Source organism: Microvirga sp. 3-52 (assembly GCF_018383585.1).
Lineage (GTDB): Bacteria > Pseudomonadota > Alphaproteobacteria > Rhizobiales > Beijerinckiaceae > Microvirga.
The window spans coordinates 46816-65949 of sequence record NZ_JAHAMK010000026.1; the positions used below are offsets into that span (position 1 = coordinate 46816).

The 19134-nt window shown below is 62.4% G+C and carries 20 protein-coding genes and 1 pseudogene; 8 read left to right on the plus strand and 13 right to left on the minus strand.

The genetic code is table 11. From position 1 onward, the window contains the following. Window positions 1-16: 16 nt before the first annotated feature. Complete coding sequence (locus KHP60_RS18110) at window positions 17-1489, minus strand: DEAD/DEAH box helicase (RefSeq protein ID WP_213565733.1); 1473 nt, start codon at window positions 1487-1489, stop codon at window positions 17-19. A 271-nt stretch (window positions 1490-1760) separates the two neighbouring features. On the opposite strand from KHP60_RS18110, the gene KHP60_RS18115 reads away from it, so the two are divergent. From KHP60_RS18115 to glpK, 3 genes are all read left to right on the plus strand, one after another. Next, window positions 1761-2963 carry an MFS transporter gene (locus tag KHP60_RS18115; protein WP_213565734.1) on the plus strand — a complete coding sequence of 401 codons (1203 nt, stop codon included), beginning with the start codon at window positions 1761-1763 and terminating at the stop codon, window positions 2961-2963. A 90-nt stretch (window positions 2964-3053) separates the two neighbouring features. Then, the gene (locus KHP60_RS18120) at window positions 3054-4574 is read left to right on the plus strand and encodes a glycerol-3-phosphate dehydrogenase (RefSeq protein WP_213565735.1); all 1521 of its coding nucleotides are present in this window, start codon (window positions 3054-3056) and stop codon (window positions 4572-4574) included. Between the two features lie 15 nt (window positions 4575-4589). Then, the gene (gene glpK / locus KHP60_RS18125) at window positions 4590-6086 is read left to right on the plus strand and encodes a glycerol kinase GlpK (RefSeq protein WP_213565736.1); all 1497 of its coding nucleotides are present in this window, start codon (window positions 4590-4592) and stop codon (window positions 6084-6086) included. Between the two features lie 168 nt (window positions 6087-6254). Here the strand turns inward: glpK and KHP60_RS18130 are convergent, their stop codons facing one another. Continuing rightward, window positions 6255-6680 (minus strand): HIT family protein, encoded by a 426-nt coding sequence (locus KHP60_RS18130; protein WP_213565737.1) that lies wholly within the window; start codon window positions 6678-6680, stop codon window positions 6255-6257. A gap of 457 nt (window positions 6681-7137) precedes the next feature. Between KHP60_RS18130 and KHP60_RS18135 the strand changes: the two genes are divergently transcribed. Further along, complete coding sequence (locus KHP60_RS18135; RefSeq protein WP_152712488.1) at window positions 7138-7332, plus strand: general stress protein; 195 nt, start codon at window positions 7138-7140, stop codon at window positions 7330-7332. Window positions 7333-7412: 80 nt separating this feature from the next. Here the strand turns inward: KHP60_RS18135 and KHP60_RS18140 are convergent, their stop codons facing one another. From KHP60_RS18140 to KHP60_RS18165, 6 genes are all read right to left on the minus strand, one after another. Then, complete coding sequence (locus KHP60_RS18140; RefSeq protein ID WP_311925182.1) at window positions 7413-8315, minus strand: EamA family transporter; 903 nt, start codon at window positions 8313-8315, stop codon at window positions 7413-7415. A gap of 144 nt (window positions 8316-8459) precedes the next feature. Beyond that, entirely contained in the window at window positions 8460-8948 is a 489-nt protein-coding gene (locus KHP60_RS18145) for a hypothetical protein (RefSeq protein ID WP_213565738.1), read from the minus strand. Between the two features lie 76 nt (window positions 8949-9024). Next, window positions 9025-9261, minus strand: coding sequence for a hypothetical protein (locus KHP60_RS18150; protein ID WP_213565739.1), 237 nt, complete (start codon window positions 9259-9261; stop codon window positions 9025-9027). A gap of 408 nt (window positions 9262-9669) precedes the next feature. Continuing rightward, window positions 9670-10416, minus strand: coding sequence for a PRC-barrel domain-containing protein (locus tag KHP60_RS18155; protein WP_213565740.1), 747 nt, complete (start codon window positions 10414-10416; stop codon window positions 9670-9672). A 408-nt stretch (window positions 10417-10824) separates the two neighbouring features. Continuing rightward, window positions 10825-11550, minus strand: coding sequence for a hypothetical protein (locus tag KHP60_RS18160; protein WP_213565741.1), 726 nt, complete (start codon window positions 11548-11550; stop codon window positions 10825-10827). A 93-nt stretch (window positions 11551-11643) separates the two neighbouring features. Further along, window positions 11644-12450, minus strand: a complete 807-nt coding sequence (locus tag KHP60_RS18165; RefSeq protein ID WP_213565742.1) for a response regulator — start codon at window positions 12448-12450, stop codon at window positions 11644-11646. A 124-nt stretch (window positions 12451-12574) separates the two neighbouring features. On the opposite strand from KHP60_RS18165, the gene KHP60_RS25720 reads away from it, so the two are divergent. Together KHP60_RS25720 and KHP60_RS18175 are read left to right on the plus strand one after the other, a co-directional pair. Beyond that, on the plus strand, window positions 12575-12856 hold the full coding sequence (locus KHP60_RS25720; protein ID WP_311925184.1) for a NepR family anti-sigma factor: 282 nt from the start codon (window positions 12575-12577) through the stop codon (window positions 12854-12856). Further along, entirely contained in the window at window positions 12853-13398 is a 546-nt protein-coding gene (locus tag KHP60_RS18175; protein ID WP_213565743.1) for a sigma-70 family RNA polymerase sigma factor, read from the plus strand. The genes KHP60_RS25720 and KHP60_RS18175 overlap by 4 nt, the downstream gene beginning before the upstream one ends. 92 nt (window positions 13399-13490) lie before the next feature. Here the strand turns inward: KHP60_RS18175 and KHP60_RS18180 are convergent, their stop codons facing one another. Further along, window positions 13491-13664, minus strand: a complete 174-nt coding sequence (locus tag KHP60_RS18180) for a DUF1328 domain-containing protein (protein WP_009494036.1) — start codon at window positions 13662-13664, stop codon at window positions 13491-13493. A 197-nt stretch (window positions 13665-13861) separates the two neighbouring features. Between KHP60_RS18180 and KHP60_RS18185 the strand changes: the two genes are divergently transcribed. Continuing rightward, window positions 13862-14065, plus strand: coding sequence for a hypothetical protein (locus tag KHP60_RS18185; protein ID WP_213565744.1), 204 nt, complete (start codon window positions 13862-13864; stop codon window positions 14063-14065). Window positions 14066-14118: 53 nt separating this feature from the next. Here KHP60_RS18185 and KHP60_RS18190 read toward each other — a convergent pair whose 3' ends face one another. Next, window positions 14119-14979 carry an SDR family oxidoreductase gene (locus tag KHP60_RS18190; RefSeq protein ID WP_213565745.1) on the minus strand — a complete coding sequence of 287 codons (861 nt, stop codon included), beginning with the start codon at window positions 14977-14979 and terminating at the stop codon, window positions 14119-14121. A gap of 128 nt (window positions 14980-15107) precedes the next feature. Beyond that, window positions 15108-16439, minus strand: a complete 1332-nt coding sequence (locus tag KHP60_RS18195) for a solute carrier family 23 protein (RefSeq protein ID WP_213565746.1) — start codon at window positions 16437-16439, stop codon at window positions 15108-15110. A gap of 164 nt (window positions 16440-16603) precedes the next feature. On the opposite strand from KHP60_RS18195, the gene KHP60_RS18200 reads away from it, so the two are divergent. Beyond that, window positions 16604-17623 carry an alpha/beta hydrolase family protein gene (locus KHP60_RS18200; protein WP_213565747.1) on the plus strand — a complete coding sequence of 340 codons (1020 nt, stop codon included), beginning with the start codon at window positions 16604-16606 and terminating at the stop codon, window positions 17621-17623. 9 nt (window positions 17624-17632) lie between these two features. Here KHP60_RS18200 and KHP60_RS18205 read toward each other — a convergent pair whose 3' ends face one another. Both KHP60_RS18205 and KHP60_RS18210 read right to left on the minus strand, forming a co-directional pair. Continuing rightward, window positions 17633-18580, minus strand: coding sequence for an NAD(P)/FAD-dependent oxidoreductase (locus KHP60_RS18205; RefSeq protein WP_213565748.1), 948 nt, complete (start codon window positions 18578-18580; stop codon window positions 17633-17635). A gap of 377 nt (window positions 18581-18957) precedes the next feature. Then, window positions 18958-19134, minus strand: a pseudogene (locus KHP60_RS18210) (IS630 family transposase); the annotation flags it as partial.

Sequence of the window (19134 nt, forward strand, 5' to 3'; positions counted from 1 at the left end):
TTTCTGTCGTCATGCCTTAGCGGCGGCGCGGGCTTTTTTCGAGCCAGGCCACCTGGGCTCCGTCGCCCCGGCGTCCGTCCTGACGGCCCGACGCAGGCTTTCCTTGAGCGGGCCGCTGTCCCTGTGCGGGACGCTGGCCCTGGGCCGGCCTCTGCTGGTTGCCGGCAGGCTGTCCGCCCTGCGGCTGAGCATTGCCGCCGGGCTTGCCGCGGCCGCGACGACGCTTGGGGCCGCGCTCGGCATTCGGATCGGCGCTGCGCGACTGGCCATGTCCCTGATGCCCGCGGGCATGGGGAGCGGGACGTCCGCGCTGCGGTTCGCGACGCTCGGAGGTCTCGCCACCGGCAGGAGCAGCAGGAAGACCCTCAGGCAGCGGCATGACCGGCACCTTCAGGCGGGTCAGCTTCTCGATGTCCTTGAGGTAAGCCTTTTCCTCGTCGTTGCAGAACGAGATCGCGAGTCCGGTCGCTCCCGCGCGGGCCGTGCGGCCGATGCGGTGGACGTAGGATTCCGGCACGTTCGGGAGGTCATAGTTGATGACGTGGCTCACGCCCTCGACGTCGATGCCGCGTGCGGCGATGTCGGTCGCCACAAGCACCCGGCACGAGCCGTCCCGGAATCCAGCAAGCGCACGCTCGCGCTGCGGCTGGGACTTGTTGCCGTGAATGGCCGCCCCTGCGATGCCGGCCTTGTCGAGGCCGCGCACCACCTTGTCCGCGCCGTGCTTGGTGCGGGTGAAGACGAGGACGCGTTCGATGGACGGATCGCGCAGGAGCGTTTCGAGCAGGACCTGCTTGCGGCCGGTCTGCACGAAGATCACGCTCTGCTCGACGCGCTCGGCGGTGGTTGCCACCGGCGTGACGGCCACGTTGGCGGGATTGCGCAGGAAGGAATCGGCCAGCGTCGAGATCGTCTTCGGCATGGTGGCCGAGAAGAACAGGCTCTGGCGCTCCTTCGGCAGCAGGGTCACGATGCGCTTGAGCGCATGGATGAAGCCGAGGTCGAGCATCTGGTCGGCCTCATCGAGGACGAGGATCTCGATCTCACGCAGGCTCAAGGCCCTGCGGTCGATGAGGTCGATCAAGCGGCCGGGCGTGGCGACGAGCACGTCGACGCCATTGGCCAGCGCCTTCTCCTGGCGGGAGATGGTGACCCCGCCGAACACCACCTCGGTGGTGAGCCTGAGGTTGCGGCCATAGGCGCGGAAGCTGTCGGCGATCTGGCTGGCGAGCTCACGGGTCGGGCTGAGCACGAGCACGCGGGGGCTCTTGGCCCGGCGCGGCTTCGGGTTCGCGTTCAGGCGATGCAGGATCGGCAGCGCGAAGGCGGCCGTCTTGCCGGTGCCGGTCTGGGCGATGCCGCAGACGTCATGGCCTTCCATGGCATAGGGAATGGTCTGGGCCTGGATCGGCGTTGGCTTCTCATAGCCCTCGGCAGTCAAGGCCTTCAGGATCGGCTGGGCCAATCCGAAATCGGTGAAGAGTGTCAAAGTGGATGTCTTTCGAACGGATGCGGTGAGCCGCAAAGCAGGTTCGGCTTGATAAAGCAAAGGCGCTTCAGGGCTCTTTAAGGCGAGAGCCCGCGTGATGGGGCCGTCGTATGATTGAGCGATTGAAGAAGGGGACCGGGGTCTTCGCCGTTTCGCGATTATCCGTCACGCAGTCCCGCTCAAGCTGCTCGATGGTCGAGCGCCGTCGCCTGCTGTGCATATGGAGGCTAAAAACCTATCCGTCAACCGCAAGGCCTGACATAAAGCGAGAATGTCTCCCTCCGGCTCCATGCCCTGGCGCTTCGTCTCGGCCCTCTCGTTCACCCAGCTGATCTCCTACGGGACGCTCTTCTACGCCTTCGCGCTCATCATCGAGCCCATGGAGCGGGAGCTGGGATGGTCGAAGACGGCCCTGACCGCCGCTTATTCCCTGGCCCTCGTCTCCTCCGCCTTCTTCGCGGTTCCGGTCGGCCGGCTGATCGACCGGGGCTATGGCCGGGCCGTGATGACGGGCGGCTCGATTCTCGCCGCCGTTTTCCTCGGACTCTGGGCCTGGACGGACCATTACCTGGCCTTCCTGCTGATATGGCTCGGCATCGGAGCGGCCATGAGCGCCGTGTTCTACGAACCGGGCTTTGCGGTTCTGGCATCCCGGCTCGGCCTTCTGACCCGCCGCGGGATCACCATCATGACCCTCGTCGGCGGCTTCGCCAGCACGGTCTTCATCCCCCTCACCCATGTGCTGATCGAGGCCTATGGCTGGCGTGGCGCGCTGCTCGTGCTGGCCGCCCTGAACTTGGCAATCTGCGCCGTGCTGCATGCATCGAGCATTCCGGCTGCGCCGGTCCGCCCCAAGCATGGCCGCGAGACGCCCGCCGCCACCCGGCCTGCGTCCGATCCCCGCCGCGTGCTCGCCAATCCGGCCTTCTGGCTGTTCGTCGTCACGAGTGTCCTGCAGGGGATCATTTCCACGGGGATCCCGGTCCATCTGATCCCGATCCTGCTCGAGAGGGGCTTCACCATCGATGCCGCCGTGGTGGCCTATACCGTGATCGGTCCGGCCCAGGTCGCCGCACGGTTCCTGACCGGGTTCGGCGAGCGCGCCATGAGCCTGCGAGGGATCGGGGTCGCCACCATGGCCCTGAGCGTCCTCGCCTTCGCTCTCCTGCCTTTCGTCCCGGCCGGATCCTGGCTGATACTGGGATTCGCAGGCCTCTATGGCGCGGCCAACGGCATGCTCACCATCGTGCGCGCCCTCCTGCCGCCGGAGCTGTTCGGCCGGGAGGATTACGGGGCGATCCAGGGCATGATCGCCATGCCCGTCCGGATCGCCATGGCGGGCGCCCCTTTCGCCTTCGGGGCCCTCTGGGCCTGGCAGGGCAGTTATGACGCCGTCGTGCTGCTGTGCTTGGGAATGGCCGTGTGCGCCTTCGGGGCTTTCATGCTAAACCTCGCCTTGGCAAAGGAGCCCTGAGATCCATAAAAGAATCCACTTGCTTTAGACGGCTAAAGAAATCATGTGCAGGGGTTCGGGGTATCCGGGTTGCAAGGAAAGACGCGTTCCGTGACGACAGTGACTGATCTTCTGATTGTGGGCGGCGGCATCAACGGCGCGGGCATCGCACGCGATGCCGTGGGCCGGGGCCTCTCGGTGGTGCTCTGCGAGCAGGGCGATCTCGCCGGATATACCTCCTCCGCCTCAACCAAGCTGATCCATGGCGGCCTCCGCTATCTCGAATATTACGAGTTCCGGCTGGTGCGCGAGGCCCTGTTCGAGCGCGAGCGCCTGCTGGAATCCGCCCCCCACATCATCTGGCCCCTGCGCTTCATTCTGCCTCACGAGAAGGGCATCCGACCGGCCTGGTTCGTGCGGCTCGGCCTGTTCATGTACGACCATCTGGCACCGCGCAAGAAACTGCCCGGAACAGAAGGCATCAAGCTCACCCGGCACCCCGCCGGCCAAGCTCTCAAGCCCGGCTTCGACACGGCCTTCGTCTATTCCGACTGCTGGGTCGAGGACAGCCGCATGGTGGCCCTCAACGCCCTCGACGCCTTCGAGAAGGGCGCCGACATCCGGGTGCGCACCAAGCTTGTTTCCGCCCGCCGCGAGGGCCAGACCTGGGTGGCCACCCTGCAGAGCGCGGAGACCGGCGAGACGCAGGACGTGCGCGCGAAGGTCATCGTCAACGCCGGCGGCCCCTTCGTGGCCGATGTGCTCAATGCCAAGCTCGGTCTCAACACCACCAAGAACGTGCGCCTGGTGAAGGGCAGCCACATCGTGGTGCCTAAGCTCTTCGACACCAAGGAAGCCTTCATTCTCCAGAATACGGACAAGCGGATCGTCTTCGCAATTCCGTACCAGGAGAAGTTCACCCTGATCGGCACCACGGACATTCCGGTCGAGTCGGTCCCCGACAAGAAGGTCGAGATCAGCCAGGACGAGATCCAGTATCTGTGCAACGTCGTGAACCACTTCTTCAAGCGCCAGGTCACGCCGGCGGAAGTGGTGTGGACCTATTCCGGCGTGCGCCCGCTCTTCGACGACGGCTCGAGCAACGCCTCCGCGGTGACCCGCGATTACGTGTTCGACATGGACGCCCCGCAGGGTCAGGCGCCGGTGCTGTCGATCTTCGGCGGCAAGATCACCACCTTCCGCAAGCTCGCCGAGCACGCCCTCGACGAGTTGAAGCCCTACTTCCCGACCATGAAACCGTCCTGGACCGAGAAGGCGAAGATGCCGGGCGGCGACATGCCGGATGCGGATTTCGACCGCTTCTTCGCCAATGTACGCCAGCGCTGGCCCTTCCTGCCCGAGCACCTCGCCCATCGCCTGGCGCGGGCCTACGGCACGCGGATGGAAGAGCTCCTGGGCTCCGCGACGTCGCTTGCCGATCTCGGTGAGGATTTCGGCGCCGGGCTGACGGCGGCCGAGGTCGATTATCTCATGCGCCGCGAATGGGCGCGCACGGCCGAGGACATCCTCTGGCGCCGCTCCAAGCTCGGACTGCATGTGCCGGTTGACGCTGCGGCCAAGATCGATGCCTATTTGGCCAAGAAAAAAGTGGCGTCGGTCGCCGCGCAATAAGGTTTGGGGAAGGACATGGCTCAATACGTCGGCGCCATCGATCAGGGCACGACCAGCTCGCGCTTCATCGTGTTCGACAGGGCCGGAACGATCGTTTCGGTCGGCCAGAAGGAACACGAGCAGATCTACCCCAAGGCCGGCTACGTGGAGCACGACCCGCTCGAGATCTGGCGGAACACGCAGGAGGTGATCGGGCAGGCGCTGGCCAGGAAGGGCTTGAAGCCTCAGGACCTCGCCGCCATCGGCATCACCAACCAGCGCGAGACGACCCTGATCTGGGACAAGCGCACCGGCAAGCCGCTTCACAACGCTCTCGTCTGGCAGGACACCCGCGTCGATTCCATCGTCGAGGAGTTCGCGCGGGACGGCGGTCATGATCGCCTCCGCGACAAGACCGGCCTGCCGCTGGCGAGTTATTTCTCAGGGCTGAAACTGCGCTGGCTCCTCGACAATGTGCCGGGCGCCCGGGAGAAGGCAGCGGTCGGAGACGTGCTGTTCGGCAATATCGACACCTGGCTGGTCTGGAACCTGACCGGCGGCGTCGATGGCGGCTGCCACATCACCGATGTGACCAATGCCAGCCGCACGCAGCTCATGAACCTCCATAGCCTCGACTGGGACGAGGAGATCCTGGGACTCTTCGACATCCCGAGGGCATGCCTGCCGCAGATCCGCTCGTCGAGCGAGGTCTATGGCGTGGTGACCGACGGCCTCGCGGGCGTTCCCATCGCGGGCATTCTCGGCGACCAGCAGGCGGCCCTCGTGGGGCAGGCCTGCTTCCAGCAGGGCGAGGCCAAGAACACCTATGGCACCGGCTGCTTCATGCTCATGAACACCGGGGAGACCCCCTACCCTTCGAAATGCGGCCTGCTCACCACCGTGGGCTACCGCTTCGGCCAGGGAAAGACCGTCTATGCCCTGGAGGGCTCGATCGCGATCGCCGGCGCCCTCGTGCAATGGCTGCGGGACAATCTCGGACTGATCCAGAACAGCACCGAGATCGAAACCCTCGCCCGTGGCGTCGAGGACAATGGCGGCGTGACCATCGTTCCGGCCTTTTCAGGCCTCTATGCGCCGCACTGGAACTCCCATGCCCGCGGCCTGATCGGCGGCCTGACGCGCTTCGCCAACAAGGGCCACATCGCCCGCGCGGCGCTCGAGGCCACCGCCTTCCAGACCCGCGAAGTGCTCGATGCGATGGCCAAGGATACCGGGATCACCGTCAAGGAACTGCGCACGGACGGCGGCATGGTCATCAACGAGCTTCTGATGCAGTTCCAGGCCGATATCCTGAACGTTCCCGTGGTGCGCCCCAAGGTGATCGAGACCACGGCTCTCGGAGCGGCCTATGCGGCCGGACTGGCGACGGGGTTCTGGAGCGGAACGGACGAACTGGTCAGCAATTGGGCCATCGATAAGCGCTGGACACCGGCCATGGGTGCGTCTCGTCGCGAGCGGCTGAACGCCGTCTGGGACAAGGCCATCGCCCGCTCTCTCGATTGGGCGGACTGACCCTGGGCCACCGTGAACGTTTGACGGGATCTCCTCACTCCACGTCAGGGCCGGGCTTGTCCCGGCCATCCCGATTTGAAAGGCGCATCACTTCAAGTCATCGGGATCACCGGCACAAGGCCGGTGATGACATGGCGCGATGAGATCGCAATCCTTCGCCGATCCCGGTCACGCCGCCGGCAGCTCGGCGCGGATCTTCGCAGCGAAATCCGCCAGCACCTCAGGCTTCTCCATCTGACCCGTATGGGGCTTCAGCGCCACCCCTTCGAAACGGGGGAGCACATGGAAGTGGATGTGGAAGACCACCTGCCCGCCCGCGCTCTCGTTGAACTGCTGGATCGTCAGGCCATCGGCGGAAAGCGCTTTCTTGGCGGCCTTCCCGACGATCTGCACCGCCTTCGCCAGTTCGGCTAGATCGTCGGGATCGACATCGAGGAGGTTGCGGGCCTTGGTCTTGGGAATGACAAGCACGTGCCCGTCGCTGCGCGGCATGACGTCCATGAAGGCGAGCACGCGATCCGTCTCGTAGACCTTCTGGCATGGAAGCTCACCGCGTAAGATCTTCGCGAACACGTTGTTGTCGTCGTAGGTCATCCCGCCCTCTCGTCCTGAGCCATCATCCTGGGCGCTCCCGAAGGAACTCCTGCGCAGAATCTTTTATACCGATCATCTTTTATACCGATCCGGGCGGACAATCATCTCTCCAGATCGGCACTCGCATCCGCAGCCCTGATCCTTTGTTGAAGGTTGTCTCCAGCCGAGACCGCAGCGTTCCTGGGTCTCGAGATCAGACGACGGGCACAGAAGCCTATTTATTCGCAAATAGAACCGCTCGCCAGCGTGCGACAAAGCAAGTACCTTCTTGGTTCATATTCCCATGAACAAGATGTTGCCACGTTTATCCGGCTTAAGCGATTGCGCTAAGCTTAACAATTGGAAGTGAATGAATATTTTCATGGAATTTTTTGCAACGGTTCCCTCTTCCATATCGGAACCATCGAATCCGAGAGCGGTTGAAGAAGCACGGACACGATTCGATAAGGAGGCATAAATGACGCCAGGTAGTTCGACCTCGAAGCGTGGCTTCGCGTCGATGGACTCTGACCGGCAGCGGGAAATTGCGAGCAAGGGCGGCAAGAGCGTTCCCGCCGAGAAGAGGTCCTTCTCTCAGGATCGCGAACTCGCCTCCGAAGCCGGCCGCAAAGGCGGTCAGGCCTCGGGCAACACGCGTGGCAACCAGGAATAGTTTATTTCTGATGCATACTGGTTTAGGGGCCGCTGAGCGGCCCCTTTACTTATGAATTCTAGATGAGATCCCATCGCACCTCACCCGGATGCCGCCGGCTCCATGATCTTCTTTTCCGAGAGAGATAGAGCCGTCGCGGCCAGCATGATTCCCATGCCGAGACCCTCGGCCCAACCGAACGGCTCATCCGCGTAAACCACCCCGACGGCAACGGCGATGATCGGGCTGACGAAGGCATAGAGCCCGGCCCGAAAGGCGCCCCAGTCGCGCACGAGCCCAAGATAGATCCAGAACGCGATCAGCGACCCTCCCAATACCAGAATGCTCAGGCCGAAGATGGCTCTTGCATCGGAAAGCCCGGTGAAATGCGCGGGATCGTATCCTTCGATGAAGAGGGAAACAGGAACGAGCGCCATTCCACCGATCAGGCTCTGCCAGAAGGCGAGCACCAGGGGCGGCATGGAAAGGGTCAGCGGTCGGCTGATCACCGAACCCCAGGCGTAGGACACCGTTCCAATTGCAACCGCGACGAGACCGACGATTGGCATCGGACCGCTCTGGGTCGCGCTCGATCGACCGGAGAACAGAAGGACGAGCCCCAGAATCCCGAGGCCGATGGCGCCGACCCGCCGCATCGTGATGCGCTCCTGGCCGTAGAGGGCACCGATAATCACGAGGAAGATGGGCATCAACGACAGGTTCACGATCGCGGACAGGCCGCTGGGAGCTCTTGCGACGCCCCAGAACAGGAAACTGTAGCAGCCCGTGGTGATTAGGAGAGAGGCAACGACGATGCGGCCGAACTGGCTGGACCGCAGGGACAGGCCCTGTGCCATCGCAACCGCTAGAAAGCAGGGCCCTGCAAGCAGAAAGCGCATCGCCGCGAGAAAGATCGGCGGAACGACCTCCGAGGCCACTTTCATCGGGAGCCACGTCAAGCCCCAGATGAGCGCCATCAGGGTGAAGGCTGCGATGCGACTCACGCGCTACGCCCGAAGAGGGTCATTCGGTTTTCCGGAAGAACAGGTTGCGGCGGGCCTATCGTGGCAGCAGGGAGAGGCATTGAACAGCCGGTTACGACGGCTCTTCACAGGCAGGCAGGATATTTCAGCTCGATCGGATGGCGTCTAATTCCTGAAGTTGAACTCCGCCCTGCCCGAATTGGCCTCAACGAGGACCTCCTTGGACGATTCACGGCTCATCATGGCCCTGAAGTCGGACAGGCTCGGAGGCTCGAAAACAAGCGCCCCGCTGTCCATCTGGCGAACGATTTCCCCAACCAGCGGCACCACCGCATCAAACGATGCGATGTCCAGGTATGCGGCGGCCTCAAGGGCGACGTCCGCCGCGGCATGGCCCAAGGAACCGATCAACGCCAGCAGGCAATATTCGTCCACGCTCCCATGACGGGATCCGAGAGGTCTATGGAGAAACGGCCGGCCTCCCCGCTGCCGGGTCAAAGCGAAGGCCAGCAGCAAGGCGTCCGATACGATGCCCTTGGCCGCTTCGGGCTGGGTATAAACGGTCAACCCCTGCTCCGGCCCATCGAGAAGAGACAGATCGTATTGATCCTCAAGACTGCTGAGCGACCGGAACACGTCGGTGACCGGAACCATGCTCGGATGAAGCAGGAACGCGATCGAGCCAGAAGTTGTCGGGTACGAGGATACTTCAACCATCAATAGACGAACCTTAGATACGGGGAATGCTTGCCGTCGGCACCACATGGGGCAATGCCGGGACGAGCAGATGCCGCCTCAGCAAAAGGGGACAGGTTACTTCGTCCTCACTGCAGACGGGAATGATGCCGCTGAGCATGGAGGCCACCGACGGCTTGTCTCTCGGGGAGGAGCTCGAAGCGAGTCGGGAAAACTCGTCCGGAAGCTCTTCCTGGCAAAGCACCGCATCCAGTTCATTCGTCGCGGTCATCGTCATTCCCTCCGCATTGCGCTTGAAACGGCAACGTATGCGCAAATCACCGGTTCCGTGCGGCAAGACGTCTGGCCCGCGCGACGCCGGGCAGGACAAACTTTCCCGGACTTTTTCGGGAACCGGCTCGGTAGTACGGCGTTAGGACTTCAACCGGTCCGAATGCCCCCTTGGACTGGCACCTTCGAGGCGCAGCTAATTCAGCTGCGCCTTTTATTTTGGGATCAGGTAGCCGGCACCCAGATAAACGGAACGGCGCCTGAGTTTCCTCAGGCGCCGTCTCTCAACAGGAACCGTTGTCCCGATTACTGCTTCGGAGCCGTCGTGGTGCCCGTCGTGCCGGTCGTCGAGCGGTTGGCATTGTTGTCGCCATCCTCATCGAAGGCCGGGGNGGAACCGTTGTCCCGATTACTGCTTCGGAGCCGTCGTGGTGCCCGTCGTGCCGGTCGTCGAGCGGTTGGCATTGTTGTCGCCATCCTCATCGAAGGCCGGGGCAGCCTGGAGCTCAGCCTTCGTCATGCGAAGGACGACGCGTTCGGGCTGGTTCTGATTGCTCGACGCGGTGTTCGCCGCCGTGCTGGTCGAGCCAGCCGAGCCCGTGCCGGTCGTGGCGGTGTTGCCGGTCGTGGCGGTCGAACCCGTCGCGGTCGTCGAGCCCGTGGTGTTCACGGCGTTGTTGCCGCTGCTGCTGCTGTCCATCGCCTGAGCCTGCTGGGCGCTCGCGAACTCCAGCGACTTGAACGGAACGGCAACGTCCTTTTCGCCGATTCCAAGGAAGCCGCCCACGCCGACGACGGCGGCCATGACCTGACCGTTACGATCCACGATCACGTCATTGATGTCGCCGATCGACTCGTTGTTCGCGCTGACCACGCGGGTGCCGATCAGATCGGAAGCCATGATCTGGTTCGTTTCCATCTTGGTCATGAACTGACCGGACATGGCGCTGTTCTGGCCCATGGTGGTCGAAGACTGTCCCGTGGCGGACGAACCGGAAGCACCTGGCTGCATGGCCGGCGAGCCCGTGGTCGTCGACCCGGAACCCGAAGCGGCCGGGCGGTCGGTCGGAGCCGACGGAGATGAAGTTTGTGCAAGGGCCGGCGCAGCCGCGAAAGCCGTCACTACAAGGCAAGCTGCCATATGCTTCTTCAGCATTGTATATTTCTCCTGAGGATCCATTAAAATCGCTTTGTGCACCGAAGTGCGCGGGGGTGTAACGCACAGCATCAGCGACCGTTCCGAATATCGACTCGATCAAGTCAATGTTATCGGGATCTATATTGCTGAACTTTGATATGAATACTTGTTAATATTCCAGAACAACAAAGCACCCTGCCACCTGCCGACCGACAAGCAGCAACAATCACGCTAATAATGGCAACTACTTTTCAGTCGGTTGGTTCCAGCAGAGGAAAGTGGGGCGAGCGAGCCAGCTCTGGAACCCGATGGCTTCATTCAATCGAACAATTGGATGAGAACGGGAAGGCCGGCGCCTGGCATGCACGGGAACAATGGCAAGGGAACAATGGGTTGACTTTGATCCATGCCGGTCACTGGCAGGCTTCAGATCAGCGACTGTTCCAGAAGTGCTAGACAGAGGCTCGGCATCCGATTGGCACTCGCCTTGGCAAGGGGGCTGACATCGCCCATGCAGCCGACCGGATTGCGGCTCTTCGGCTTCTGTTCCTGCGGAGTTTCGTTGCCCTCCTGACGGCGAGCGGGGTGCTGCGCCACCGGACCCTGCACCTCTTCCTTCAAGGTCACGACCGGCAGATCCGTATCCCGCGCGAAGGACGTGATCCCGGTGCGCGGATCCGACCTGTAGAGCACCTTTCCATCATGGTCCCGCAGGATCACCGCAGCATTGGCCACCCCGATCAGTTCCACGATCGACACCGCGTTCGGATTGCGCGCAGGAACAGGCGCAGCCACGCGGTCACCTTTTGTCGACATGGACGTTTCGAAGGGCAGCGACCCGGATTGCGCCAAGGGAGACATGCTGAAAGAAGCGGGGGCGAAGCTACCGGCCACGAAGAAAGCCCCAGCCAGTCCGACCAAAGCCACAGGTGTACGGAACATCCCTCTCTCCCGCTGTCTCAGCTCTGCAATTCGAAAAAACAACGCGACCATATCTTTGATGTTCCTGTCTTCTTCTGCAGGAATGACGAATAAAAAGAGGGATAAAAAAGCCGGGAACATTTGATTTCGATAGGGCGTTCTTAAAGCACCGGCCTCCTGGTCCTCCCCGCATTCCCCTTGTGCATTGGCCGGCACCTTAGACGGGCTCATGAGCCCGTCTTTTTTTGCGCCTAATACATCATGATAAAAGAAAAGCCCGGCCAGTGGCCGGGCTATTACTTGGTAATCCTAGCAGCCTGAGGGTTAGGCCGTTGCGGCCCGAGCCTCCCGACGCCGGGCGCTCTGCTGGAAGAACAGAGCCTGGCTGATGACGGCGGAGACGTTTGCCGGCTGGAAGGGCTTGGCGATCAGGAAGGCCGGTTCAGGCCGCTCACCGGTCAGGAAGCGCTCGGGGTACGCCGTGATGAAGATCACCGGCACCTCGAACGCCTTGAGCAGATCGTTGACCGCATCGAGACCGGAGCTGCCGTCCGCAAGCTGGATATCCGCCAGGATCAGACCCGGCTGCTTGCCCGACGCGAGTTTGACGGCTTCAGTCCTCGTGCGGGCGACACCCGTCACGTTGTGGCCGAGGCCTTCGACAAGAGCCTCCAGATCCATAGCGATCAGGGGTTCGTCCTCGATGATGAGGATGTCCGTGGCCATGTCGGCCGCCAGTTCCCGGCCCGCCTCGTCGACGAGCTCCCGAACGGTCTTCGTGTCGACGTCGAGGATCTGGCCGACCTCTTCCTCTCCGAAGCCTTCAAGGCAGGACAGGAGGAAGGCCTGACGGGGAAGCGGGGTGATCTGTCCGAGACGGACTTCCGCCGGCAGATCGCGCTGGATCTGCTCGCTGCGGCCGTTCACCGACAGGGAATTCCAGATCCGCGTGAAGACCTGGAAGAGCTCGACCTTCACGTTTCCGGAAGGACCGATGGTCTCGGGCTCGCTGACGAGGGTTTCCAGGGTGGCAGCCACATAGGCGTCTCCAGCCATCTGGCTGCCTGTGAGAGCGCGTGCGTAGCGGCGAAGATACGGTAAATGCTGGACGACAAGCTGAGCTGTCGACATTCGCTTCCCCTTAACTGTGCTTTTGACTCGTTATACCGACGGTCCATTCAACGTGGCAAAGCTGCAAAAGTTCCATGAATGGAACTGGTCGCAGCAATGAGCGTTATTGCTCGAAAACTAATATATGGATATTGCCAAGGTTGGCTATCCCTCTGAAAGATGGGATGGCAAGGGGACGAAGATGACGGTTGATAAGGGGAAGAAGCTTGCCCGGACCATTCTGGACATGTCCGTGAACGATAAGCTCACAACCGATCCCAAGCTCGACAGCGGCAGCCAGAAGCGCATCGGCGATCAGCTCCGCGCCATGTATGACGAGCTCATGCAGCAGCCTGTTCCCGACCGTTTCAAGGACCTGCTCGATCAGCTGGACAAGAAGAATGAGGGAAAGGAGGGGTCTGAATGACCCCAGAGCCCGACCCGGAGTTACGGGAGGCGCTTCTCGCGGCAGTGCCCAGCCTTCGCGCGTTTGCAATCTCGCTCTCGGGTCAGGTCGACAGGGCAGACGACCTCGTTCAAGACACGCTCCTCAGGGCTTTGGCCAATCTGCATCGGTTCGAACCTGGAACGAATCTGAATGCCTGGCTTTTCACGATCCTGCGCAATCTCTTCCATTCCGAATACCGCAAGCGCCGCCGTGAGGTCGAGGACCCGGACGGGTCCTATGCCGGGCGCCTGAAGGTGCAGCCCGAACAGGGCTCTCACCTGGATTTCGAGGACTTTCGCAGCGCGCTCGCCAAGCTTCCCTCCGACCAGCGCGAAGCCTTGCTTCTGGTCGGCGCCTCTGGATTTTCCTACGAGGAGGCCGCGCATATCTGCGGCTGTGCGGTCGGCACCATCAAGAGCCGCGTGAACCGCGCGCGCTTTCGCCTCGCCTCCCTGCTGAACGTCGAGGACATCGAGGACCTTGGCCCCGACAGCATGACAAGGGCAGCCCTGCAGGGCTGAACCCCTTTCCTCCCCTTCCGTATCGGCAATGACGCGCGAACGAAAACGCCGCCCTTGTGAGGCGGCGTTTGTGACCAAGACGCCTGTCGGCATCACATGGGGCTTCGTCCGCGCAGCAGGCCGATCACGGCCGAGATGGCGAAAAGGACGATCGCAACGAAGAAGATCAGCTTCGCGATCTCGACAGCCGTACCGGCAATGCCGCCAAAGCCGAACAGAGCTGCGACCAATGCGATGATGAGAAAAGTGACTGCCCAACCGAGCATGGTGTTACCTCGCTAACTGTACAATCGACTACTAGCCGACGATGTTCAAACAACGCCAAGCGCGACTGTAGGGTTCCACGCACCGAACATTATCAGCTACGTTCATCAATCGTTCAAAAGTATTTTTGCAGGCTTTTATTCGCATGGAACCTGCCCTCAACCCATACGTTTTCCAGATCACTTGGGAGAGATGGTCAATGACTCGTTCAGTTGCCCTTCGTGCATTTTGTATCTTTTCCGTTGTTACTGCCCTCGCAGCGATTACGGGTGCGGCCTCTCAGGTCGAAATCGCAGAAGTACTTTTCCTGATCGGCGGTTCGCTTTCAGCCGTCATGCTTTTCTTCGCCTTCACGGCACCATCGCAAAGCCTCGTTCCGGTTCGCGTGCGCCGCAGACGCTGATAGGCCCTCGACTCTCTTGAACTGGGCGGCTCGCGCGAGCCGCCCTTTTCGTGTCAGGCCTCCGTCGGATCGCCGCCATTCGGATGCAGAACCGAACCGGTGATGTAGGACGAATCCTCACAGGCCAGGAACAGATAGGACGGCGCCACTTCGTTCGGCTGACCGGGGCGCTCCATGGGCGTGTTGGCGCCGAACTGCTTCACTTTCTCGGCCGGGAATGTCGACGGAATCAGCGGCGTCCAGATCGGCCCCGGCGCCACGCCATTGACCCGTATCCCCTCGCTTGCAAGCTTCTGCGCCAGCGAACGCGTGAATGCGACGATGGCGCCTTTGGTGGCGCTGTAATCAAGAAGATCCCCGCTGCCGCGATAGGCCGTCACCGACGTGGTGTTGACGATCGCGGCCCCCTTCTTGAGGTGCGGCTTGGCGGCCTGCACCATGTAGATATAGCCGAAGATGTTGGTGCGGAAGGTGCGCTCGATCTGATCGGGCGTGATCTCGCCGATATCCTTCTTCGGGTGCTGCTCGGCTGCGTTGTTCACGAGCACATCGAGCTTGCCGAAACGCTGGATGACCTGATCGACGGCGGAACTGCAGAAATCCGGATCGCCGACATCTCCGGCGATGGTCAGGCATGTGCACCCTTCCCGCTCGATCAGACGCTTCGTCTCCTGCGCATCCTCGCTTTCATTGAGGTAGAGGATGGCGAGATCGGCGCCTTCCCGGGCAAAGAGAACGGCGGTCGCCCGCCCGATGCCGCTGTCCCCACCGGTAATGAGAGCTACCTTCCCCTTCAATCGCCCGCTGCCGGGATAGCGGGGCTCGTAATCGGGCCGCGGATTCATCTCCGTTTCGTGACCGGGCTGCTGGTCCTGAACCTGAGGCGGCAGGGTCTGTTTCTGTTCGGAGCTCATGACATCTCCCATGCAGGAAAAGGATGCGGAGCTTCGATCGGCCAGGGTCGAAGATGCCCATGAAAGGCGAAGCCCGCGTTGAGGCTCAACGCGGGCTCCGAAGGCGTGTTCCTGGAAAAGGATCGTGTCTATTCCGCAGCGCGCGGACGTTCAGCGGTCGCAGGCGTCATCCGCAGCAGGTGGTAGAGGATGATGGCGCCGAAGGTCGCCGTGCCGATACCATCGAGCGTGAAGCCTGCGACATTCAGCTTGAAGTTGCCGGCGCCCAGGACGAGCGCGACCGCTACCGTGATGAGATTGCGCGGGTTCGAGAAATCGACCCGGTTCTCCACCCAGATCCGGCCCGCGGTCGCGGCGATGAGGCCGAACACCACGATGGACAATCCGCCGAGCACGGGCCCCGGAATGGTGCCGATGAACGCTCCGAACTTGGGCGACAGACCGAGAAGCAGGGCGAACCCGGCCGCGATGATGAAGACCAGGGTCGAGTAGATGCGGGTCACCGCCATCACGCCCATGTTTTCGGCATAGGTGGTCATGCCCGTGCCGCCGGCAGAACCGGACAGCATTGTGGCAAGACCGTCGCCCATGAAGGCGCGGCCGAGATAGGGATCGAGGTTGCGGCCCGTCATGGCGCCGATGGCCTTGATGTGCCCGAGGTTCTCCGCCACGAGGATGATGGCGACGGGCGCGATCAGGCTGATCGCCCGCGCGTCGAAGACCGGGCTCTGGAAGGTCGGCAGGCCGAACCAGGCGGCCTGGCCGATCCTGGCGAAATCGATCGGCGGCCCGAAGCCCAGGACATTGGCGCAGATGTAATAGATCAGATAGCCGGCGGCACCGCCGATCAGCACGGGCAGGCGGCGTGCCGTGCCCGGTGCATAGACAGCCACGAGGCCGACCGCCACGACGGTGGCGAGCGCAATCCAGCGGGCGAAATCGCTGCCGGCCGCATTGTCCGGGGTGACGCCCGAGGCGCTGTTGATGGCAATCGGGGCGAGCACGAGACCGATGGCGGCGACGATGGCGCCGGTGACCACCGGCGGCATGAGCCGCTCGATCCAGCGATGGCCCGCCATCTGCACCACGAGGCCGATCAGGAAGTAGAGCGCACCCGCTGCGATGATGCCGCCGAGCGCCAGAGATATGTTCGGGTTGGGGCTTCCCACGCTCGCGCCCGTGGCGACGAGAACGGGCCCGATGAAAGCGAAGCTCGAGCCGAGATAGCTCGGGACCCGGCCGCCGACGACGAAGAAGAAGATCAGCGTCGCCAGGCCGGAGAACAGGATCGAGACATTGGGATCGAAGCCCATCAGGATCGGCGCCAGCACGGTTGCGCCGAACATGGCGACCACATGCTGCAGGCCGACGACGATCATCTGGCCGGTCGGCAGCCGTTCGTCCGGCATGATGACGCCTTCGGTCTTCAGGCTCCATCGTGGCAGGAAACTGTTGCTCATGAATACTCCCCCAAGCTTTGACTTTTCGACCTGCACCGTAGACCCACGGTCACAGGAATGGCTAGGTGCGAGAAGGACTTATTAACCGGCTCGAACGCCCGGATTCTGGACAAGTGCCCGTTCGGGAGCCACATCTTGGACGATCAAGATCGATGAGGATGACGATGCGCAAGGACCATGATGTGCCGGCCGGCACGGTGCACAGCCTCTGGCTCGACAGCCAGAGCCTCAGGGACAACCTTCTCGGAGACCCGTGCCGCCGGCGGATCGACGTCTATGTGCCGGCAGGCCATGACGGCCGGGGCCTGCCCCTCCTGGTCGATCTCGTCGGCTATACGGCGGGAGGGCCTGCCCACACCAACTGGAAGAATTACGGCGAGAACGTCCCCGAGCGCCTCGACCGCCTGATCGGCACCGGGGCCATGCACCCGGTCGCAGTGGCCTTTCCGGATTGCTTCACGCGCCTTGGCGGCAACCAATATGTGGACAGCGCCGCCATGGGGCCGTGGGAGACGTTCCTCATCCGCGAGATGCTGCCCTTCGTCGAGGAGCGCTTCGGCTGCGGCGGGGACGGCCGCCGGGGCGTATTCGGCAAAAGCTCTGGCGGCTACGGCGCCATGGTCTATGCCTTGCGCCACGGCGGCTCGGTCTGGTCGGCAGCGGCCTCCCATTCAGGCGATGTGGGCTTCGAATACCTCTACCATCTCGGCGAGTTCGCCGGGGCGCTGCGCCACCTCGTCGACCACAACATGTCCATCGAAGCCTTCTTACGCAAATTCGAGGCCGGACCGAAGGCGAAGGACAAGGATTGGCATGTGCTGATGCTGCTCGCCCAGGCCGCGAGTTTCGATCCCGATCCGAGCCAGTTCTACGGTGTCCGCCTACCGGTGGATCTGCAGACCTGCGAGATCATCGAGGAGCGCTGGTCCAACTGGCTGCGCTGGGATCCACTGCGCATGGTCGATCAGGGCGAGCACCAGGCGAACCTGCGCAAGCTGAAGGCCTTCTTCATCGATTGCGGCGATATCGACCAGTACAACATGGTCTATGGATCGCGGATCATGCACCGCAAGCTCGAGGCCGCGGGCATTCCCCATACTTACCAGGAATTCCACGACGACCATTCCTCGGTCGACTACCGCATGGACATCAGCCTTCCGCTGCTGGCCAAGGCGCTTTCCTGAGGGGCAGCCTCACGCCCCGCCCGGCTCATCCTCGGTCGGCAATTCGCAGTGATTGTGAATGTGGGTCGCGGCGAGCGCCGCATGGCCCATGCCGACCACGATCTGATCGAGACCGCGGACGATGTCGCCGGCGGCGTAGAGGCCTTTGACAGTGGTTTGGCAATGGCCGTCGACAACGAGAGCCCCTGACTTGTCATGGTCGGCGCCGAGCGAGATCGCCAGGTCCGAGCGATACTTGAGCCCGAGCGCCGAATAGAGCACGTCGAAGCGGTGCTCCTTGCCTCCCATATGTACGGCGGAGATCCGGTCGCCCTCCATGTCGAGGGATTCGACCGGGGTTTCCGCGATCTTGATGTCGTGCTCCTCGAGCCTCGCCCGTTGCTCCGGGCTCAGCTCCAGAGGTTGCCCCAGCGTGAGCAGGGTCACGTCGCTGGAATAGGTCCGGGCGATGAAGACCGCCTCCCCTATCCCGTGGGAGCCGTAAGCGATGACGGCGATCTTCCGATCCCGGGATTCGTAGCCGTCGCAGATCGGGCAATACCGAACAACCCCTCGCTGGACGGCATTGGGCACGTCCGGCAGATCGGGCTCGATATCGACGGATCCTGTCGCCAGCACCACGCGCCTGGCCGCAATCTGGCTCATGCCGCCATCATCGTCCTCCACGACCCCGATGAAGCGGTCCGGCTGCTTGCGCAGACCCGTGACCCGCCCGGACTGGATCGCGGCCCCATATTGCTCGAGATTGGCGCGGGCCCGCGCCAGGATATCCTTGCCGGAGATGCCTTCCGCGAAGACCGGGATGTTGTGGCTGGTGGGGATCCAGGCCGCCCGGGGCGTGCCACTGTCCACCACCAGGAATCGGCGCTTGAAGCGGGCCAAGTACAACGCCGTCGTCAGCCCCGCCGGGCCCCCTCCGACGATCAGGCAATCCAGAATATCCCCGTTCGACCCCATTCCCGCACGATCCTCCCGCTGGTGTCACAGAAGGCACAACACATGAGGGCGGGAAAAGATCGGAGTTAGGGAACGCATCCTTGGCGATGATCTTGATCGATGGATGGCTCGAGCCTCTGTCGAACGGTCTAACCGAACAGGGTCGCCCAAACTTGGCGCAAGTATCGATATCCGGGAACAACCCCATGCACAGTACAGCCAGAAAGCTAATCAGCTGTTTTGGACTTCCCCTCTCAAGCATTCACATTCTAGTTATCGTCCGTTTTATCCACTGTTACTAGGCTTAGCCGTGTGATTTTGCACTGCCATCCATCCGTGGTCGTCTGATATCTCTCACTCAGTTCATTTTACTTGCGAGACCCTAGAGCACCGGTCATTCAGACGAATCCGTATCCGGCTGCGGTGAAGTAGTTACGGCATGCCTCGGGCTCGACGAGATCACAGATGTCGCCGATGGCCCGCCAGAGCGCCTCGACGGTCCGGGCTTCGGCTTTGCGCAAATGTGCTTTGATCTGTGAGAAGACCTGCTCAATCGGGTTCAAATCCGGACTGTA